This window comes from Salinivibrio sp. VYel1 (assembly GCF_009377945.1).
Classification (GTDB): domain Bacteria; phylum Pseudomonadota; class Gammaproteobacteria; order Enterobacterales; family Vibrionaceae; genus Salinivibrio; species Salinivibrio siamensis.
Genome location: NZ_RSAM01000023.1, coordinates 1 through 6,249 on the forward strand (window position 1 = coordinate 1; position 6,249 = coordinate 6,249).

4 protein-coding genes are annotated in these 6,249 nt (G+C 49.5%); 3 read left to right on the forward strand and 1 reads right to left on the reverse strand.

The features are described from left to right. Positions 1-426 precede the first annotated feature (426 nt). Positions 427-1,152, reverse strand: coding sequence for an outer membrane protein assembly factor BamD (gene bamD, locus EHW58_RS15375; protein ID WP_152797338.1), 726 nt, complete (start codon positions 1,150-1,152; stop codon positions 427-429). A gap of 198 nt (positions 1,153-1,350) precedes the next feature. Between bamD and rluD the strand changes: the two genes are divergently transcribed. The 3 genes from rluD to clpB all read left to right on the forward strand — a co-directional run bounded on the left by rluD (position 1,351) and on the right by clpB (position 5,701). Further along, positions 1,351-2,325, forward strand: a complete 975-nt coding sequence (gene rluD, locus EHW58_RS15380; RefSeq protein ID WP_152797340.1) for a 23S rRNA pseudouridine(1911/1915/1917) synthase RluD — start codon at positions 1,351-1,353, stop codon at positions 2,323-2,325. After that, positions 2,325-3,047, forward strand: coding sequence for a peptidoglycan editing factor PgeF (gene pgeF, locus EHW58_RS15385; protein WP_152797342.1), 723 nt, complete (start codon positions 2,325-2,327; stop codon positions 3,045-3,047). The genes rluD and pgeF overlap by 1 nt, the downstream gene beginning before the upstream one ends. A gap of 77 nt (positions 3,048-3,124) precedes the next feature. Next, positions 3,125-5,701 (forward strand): ATP-dependent chaperone ClpB, encoded by a 2,577-nt coding sequence (clpB, locus tag EHW58_RS15390; RefSeq protein ID WP_046074618.1) that lies wholly within the window; start codon positions 3,125-3,127, stop codon positions 5,699-5,701. Positions 5,702-6,249 lie beyond the last annotated feature (548 nt).

Sequence of the window (6,249 nt, forward strand, 5' to 3'; positions counted from 1 at the left end):
CCATGCCGAACTCAGTAGTGAAACGAAGCAGCGCCGATGGTAGTGTGGGGTCTCCCCATGTGAGAGTAGGACATCGCCAGGCTTGCTTTCTTGTTTTCAGATTTTTGGAAAAATCTGAAGGCAAAAAAGATTTAAGCATCAAAGCAGATTGACGTAAGACTTTGATGAGAAAACACCAAGCCCTGACCTCACGGTCGGGGCTTTTTTGTATCTATAGCAAGATATCACGCGTTTTGATTCAATAACTTACCGCTTCAAACTCTATAAACCGTTATACCTCAATAATGTATATCTGTGCCCACTCAACGCGGAAGCCGAGAGTCGATTCCAATATTACTCGGTAAAGCGCGCTTTTCACCGGTAATCTATAGACATAAAAAAACCTCCTTTGCGGAGGTTTTGATTATCAAGCTTGTTGACTCGCTATTACGCTGGATTCTTGGCGATCAGTTTTCTTGTTCGCTCTGCGGGTTCATCGAGTCCAAGCTTTTCATAGGCTTTAAGCATTAAAGGGAGTGACGCTCTGGCCGCTTCTGTATCAGGGAAGTCACGCTGCAACGCTTGGCAACGATTAACCGCGGCAACCCAAGCTTCTCGACGAATGTAGTAATCTGCTGCGGCGAGCTCATAGTTAGCAAGGCGGTTTTTTAATGCGGTCATCCGCGCTTTGGCATCTGCGGCATACTCACTGTTAGGATAGCGCTCAAGCAGGCGACGAAAATCGGCAAATCCTTTGCGTGCTGGCTGAGGATCTCTGTCGTCCCGCTCCATACGAAGAATATCGTGAATGAGGCTACGATCTTGCGCCATATGGGTAAGGCCACGCATATAAACCACCCAGTCACTTTCTGGGTGCGCAGGGTGCATACGCATAAAACGATCAATGGTTGCCTCGGCTAAAGCCAAGTCATCATTTTTGTAATATGCATAAATCAGATCCAGCTGCACTTGATCAGAATAAGCACCAAAGGGATAGCGTGAATCCAGTGCTTCCAGCTTTTCAATAGCGGTTATCCAAGCCCCTTGATTTAACTGCGCTTCAGCATCCTGATACAGTTTGGATGGCGGATCGTCTTGGACGACTTGGTCGTTACTTGAACAACCGGCGAGTAGAGAGGCTGCGAGTAGTGCAGTCAGGGTTAGGCGTTTCATGGGTTATCGCACTTCCTTGAAAAGTTTTTATGCCATCTGGATTACGGTCGCAGCGGCAAACAGATACAATGTCATTATTCCGGCTATTTTATCCAGTGACAGGCGACTATAGCAAAAGGCGTTGATAGGCGATATGCCGAGCGCCACTATAACGACTGTCGCGAGGGTTTAGTCATAGAAATCATAGAAAAGTTCGATATGGCACAACAGATAGAATTATCCCACCAGATCCAAGACCATCAACTGGGTCAACGGCTTGACCAAGCCATTGCTGAGTTGTTTCCTGACTACTCACGCTCTCGGATCAAGACTTGGATCCAAGCCGGCCAGGTATCACTCGATGGTGTGACCATTGATAAGCCGCGCCAAAAAGTGATGGGCGGAGAAAACGTTGAGATCACTGCGGAAATTGAAGATGACGATCGCTGGCTAGCGCAAGATATTCCGCTAGATATTGTCTATGAAGATGATGACTTGTTGGTGATTAATAAACCTGCGGGGCTGGTTGTTCACCCAGGCGCAGGTTGCCCTGATGGCACTTTACTGAACGGTCTGTTGTATCGTTATCCGGAAATTGGAGACGTACCTCGGGCAGGGATAGTGCATCGTTTGGATAAAGACACCACGGGATTAATGGTGGTCGCTAAAACTATTCCGGCACAAACCCGTTTGGTGCGTGCGCTACAAAAGCGGAAAATTACCCGTGAGTATGAAGCCATTGCGATTGGTAATATGACCGGCGGGGGGATGGTGGATAAGCCGATTGGCCGCCATTCGACCAAGCGTACCCATATGGCCGTGCATGAGCTAGGTAAACCCGCGATCACTCATTATCGCGTCGCGGAACATTTTCGTGGTCACACACGATTACGGTTGCGGTTGGAAACGGGCCGTACCCACCAGATCCGTGTCCATATGGCCTACTTAAATCATCCTCTAGTGGGTGATCCCTTATATGGCGGGAAGGCCAAACCGCCTCGTCACGCTGACGATGAGCTTGTACAAAGTCTGCGCCAATTCCGACGCCAGGCATTGCATGCGGCCATGCTACGCTTAGATCACCCTGTTAGCGGTGAGTTGATGGAATGGCATGCACCGATCCCCGACGATATGGTGGCCTTGACTGAACGGTTAAGAGACGATCAAACCCAATATGGAGAAGAGGACTACTGATGTATTGCCTTCAGCCTGATTGGCCCGCTCCGAGTAACATACGAGCGCTGACCACCACGCGTATTGGTGGTGCTAGTCAAGGGAGCTTTTCGGGTTGGAATCTTGGCATGCATGTTGGCGACGCACCTGAAGCTGTGGGTCAAAATCGCGCACTGCTTGCACAGCAGGTGAGTGGGGATATCACTTGGCTTGAACAAGTCCATGGTACACACGTTGTCCACTTGCCGACCCGCTCGCCTCATCCACAGGCAGATGCGGCCTTCACCGATACGACGGGTCAAGTGTGTACCATCATGACGGCTGATTGTTTGCCTGTGCTCGTTTGCAGTGACGATGGTCAGCAAGTCGCGGCTGCCCACGCAGGTTGGCGAGGTTTATCGTCTGGCGTGTTAGAAGCGACGCTATCTCAGTTTTCCGATCCCAATCGATGTCTTGCCTGGTTAGGGCCAGCCATTGGGCCACAGGCTTTTGAAGTTGGGGAGGAGGTGATCGAGGCGTTTGTAACGCACTCACCGCAGGCGATGTCGGCATTTACCGCAAAAGGAAACGGTAAGTATTTTGCTGATCTTTATCACCTTGCGAAGCAACGACTCCAACAGGCTGGCGTTACTGCTGTTTATGGTGGGGAGTTTTGTACCTACCAGCAGGCGGATCAGTTTTATTCGTATCGACGAGATGGGCAAACAGGCCGGATGGCAACCTGCATCTGGCGGGTGAAATAAAATCGACAAAGGTGCTTGAAAAGCGCCACAATCGTGCCCATTTATTCATCAACTAGAGGTGTTAAGTGGGAGGAACTATGCGCCTTGACCGATTTACGAGTAAATTCCAAATTGCGATTTCTGATGCGCAATCACTGGCATTAGGGCGAGATCACCAGTACATCGAGCCTGTTCATTTGATGACCGCACTCCTGAACCAAGACAGCAGTGCCATCCGCCCGTTATTGACCATGCTGAATGTGGATGTGAGCCAGCTGCGTTCCAGCCTTTCTGAGTTATTAGACCGCTTACCACAAGTAACGGGTACCGGTGGCGAGGTTCAGCTTTCAAACCACCTGGGGACGTTATTTAACCTGTGCGACAAAATCTCGCAAAAGCGTAAAGATAAATATATCTCGTCAGAGCTTTTTGTTTTGGCTGCGGTGGAAGATAAAGGTCAGTTGGGCGAGCTGTTACGTAGTCACGGTTTAACATCGCAAAAGGTTGAAGAAGCGATAGAGAAAGTCCGTGGTGGGCAGCAAGTGGATGATCCTAACGCGGAAGAGAACCGCCAAGCCCTCGAAAAATTCACCATTGATCTTACTGAGCGTGCAGAGCAAGGCAAGCTGGACCCTGTCATTGGCCGTGATGATGAAATCCGTCGTACGGTGCAAGTGTTACAACGCCGTACCAAAAATAACCCAGTGCTGATTGGTGAGCCTGGCGTGGGTAAAACGGCCATCGTGGAAGGCCTGGCTCAACGCATTGTGAATGGTGAAGTGCCAGAAGGACTTCGTAGCAAACGCGTACTCTCTCTTGATATGGGCTCACTGGTCGCAGGCGCGAAATACCGTGGTGAATTTGAAGAACGTTTAAAAGCGGTGCTGAATGAACTGGCCAAAGAAGAAGGCAATGTCATTCTCTTTATCGACGAACTTCACACCATGGTGGGCGCAGGTAAAGCTGAAGGGGCCATGGACGCGGGCAACATGCTTAAGCCTGCCTTGGCACGTGGTGAACTCCATTGTGTGGGGGCAACGACGCTGGATGAATACCGACAGTATGTGGAAAAAGATGCGGCACTAGAACGCCGTTTCCAAAAAGTGTTGGTGAGTGAGCCGAATGTCGAAGACACGGTGGCCATTTTGCGAGGCCTCAAAGAGCGTTATGAATTGCATCATGCGGTAGAAATTACCGATCCGGCTATCGTAGCTGCTGCGAGTTTGTCACACCGCTATATTGCTGATCGGCAGCTGCCAGATAAAGCCATCGATCTGATTGACGAGGCTGCGTCTAGTATTCGGATGCAAATAGACTCTAAGCCAGACTCACTCGACAGGCTTGAGCGTCGCATTGTGCAACTGAAGATAGAGCAGCAAGCGCTGGAAAAAGAAGAAGACAGTGCGAGCCAAAAGCGCTTAGAAACGCTTCGCGACGAGCTAGAAGCAAAAGAGCGCGAGTATGCAGAATTAGAAGAGGTCTGGAATACTGAAAAAGCCGCTGTATCTGGTGCTCAACACATCAAAGCAGCGTTAGAGCAAGCGCGTACTGATATGGAAATCGCACGTCGAGCCGGCGACTTGAGTCGGATGTCAGAGCTGCAATACGGCAAGATCCCTGAACTAGAGAAGCAATTGGATCTTGCCAGCCAAGCAGAGATGCAGGAAATGACGCTGCTTAAAAACCGTGTCACGGATGCAGAGATTGCTGATGTTATCGCACGGCAAACAGGCATCCCAGTGTCGCGTATGCTTGAAAGCGAAAAAGAAAAGCTGCTCAAGATGGAGTCGGCATTGCATGAACGCGTGATAGGGCAAGATGAAGCGGTGAGCGCTGTTGGTAATGCTATTCGCCGTAGCCGTGCCGGTTTGGCGGATCCGAATCGCCCAATTGGTTCATTTCTCTTCTTGGGCCCAACGGGGGTAGGTAAAACCGAACTTTGTAAATCACTGGCTGAATTCATGTTTGACAGCCGTGATGCCATGGTACGGATTGATATGTCCGAATTTATGGAGAAGCATTCCGTGGCTCGCCTTGTGGGTGCACCCCCAGGTTATGTGGGTTATGAAGAAGGGGGGTATCTGACCGAAGCGGTACGTCGTCGCCCTTACTCTGTCATTCTGCTCGACGAGATAGAGAAAGCTCACTCGGATGTGTTTAACATCTTGCTACAGGTGCTGGATGATGGGCGCCTGACGGATGGTCAAGGCCGCACTGTCGACTTTCGCAATGCGGTGGTGATCATGACGTCAAACCTTGGCTCAGAGCAGATTCAGGCGCATTTCGGTGAACTGGACTATGCGGGTATAAAACACACCGTGATGGAAGTGGCTGCAAATCATTTCCGTCCAGAATTCATCAACCGAATCGATGAAGCGGTGGTGTTCCACCCATTAGCCGAAGACCACATCAAAGAGATTGCAGGTCTACAGATGCAAGAGCTGGCTCATCGTATGGCCGAAAGAGACTTTAAGCTTGAGGTCTCAGACGCAGCCTTGGCAAAAGTGGCTAAAGGTGGCTTTGACCCCGTCTATGGTGCGCGTCCACTCAAACGTGCTATCCAGCAGACAATTGAAAACCCGCTTGCTCAGCAAATTCTAAGTGGCGAGCTGATACCAGGGCGGCCTGTTTTCCTCGATGTTGAAAACGATCAAATCATCGCAAAACAGGACTGATAGATACTTATTGAGCGAAAGCCACCGACTTTAGGTGGCTTTCTGCTTAGTTTTCGCATGGAAATGCTCAGTAATAATGCACCTTGTTGGCTTTTTGCTCGCTTGAAATGTTTTTATCAAAAACTCCTTGCGTCAAAAAATCACCTCTCTATAATGCGCTCTCGTTGGCACGGCAAGCCGCGCTAACAACGGCAAAACAAACAAGCAAAACAAAATGCTTGACTTGTTGCCAAAGTGGCGTAAGATGCCACTCCCGCTCAAGATTGAGCGGCGCTCTTTAACAATTTGACCTATGCAATCTGTGTGGGCACTCGTTAAGAATAGACAAAAAGATTTATTCGATGAACTGAGTGACCAATTCATGTTGGTACAGCCTTGAGCTGTTTTGATTTCACTTTTTCAAAAGTGGATGCCAACAGGAGCACAGTCAATTCGTTTTTCTCTTCGGAGAGAAACAGTAATCAGTATTCATTGAGCTGAAACTTCGGTTTCGAAAAAACTTAAATTGAAGAGTTTGATCATGGCTCAGATTGAACGCTGGCGGCAGG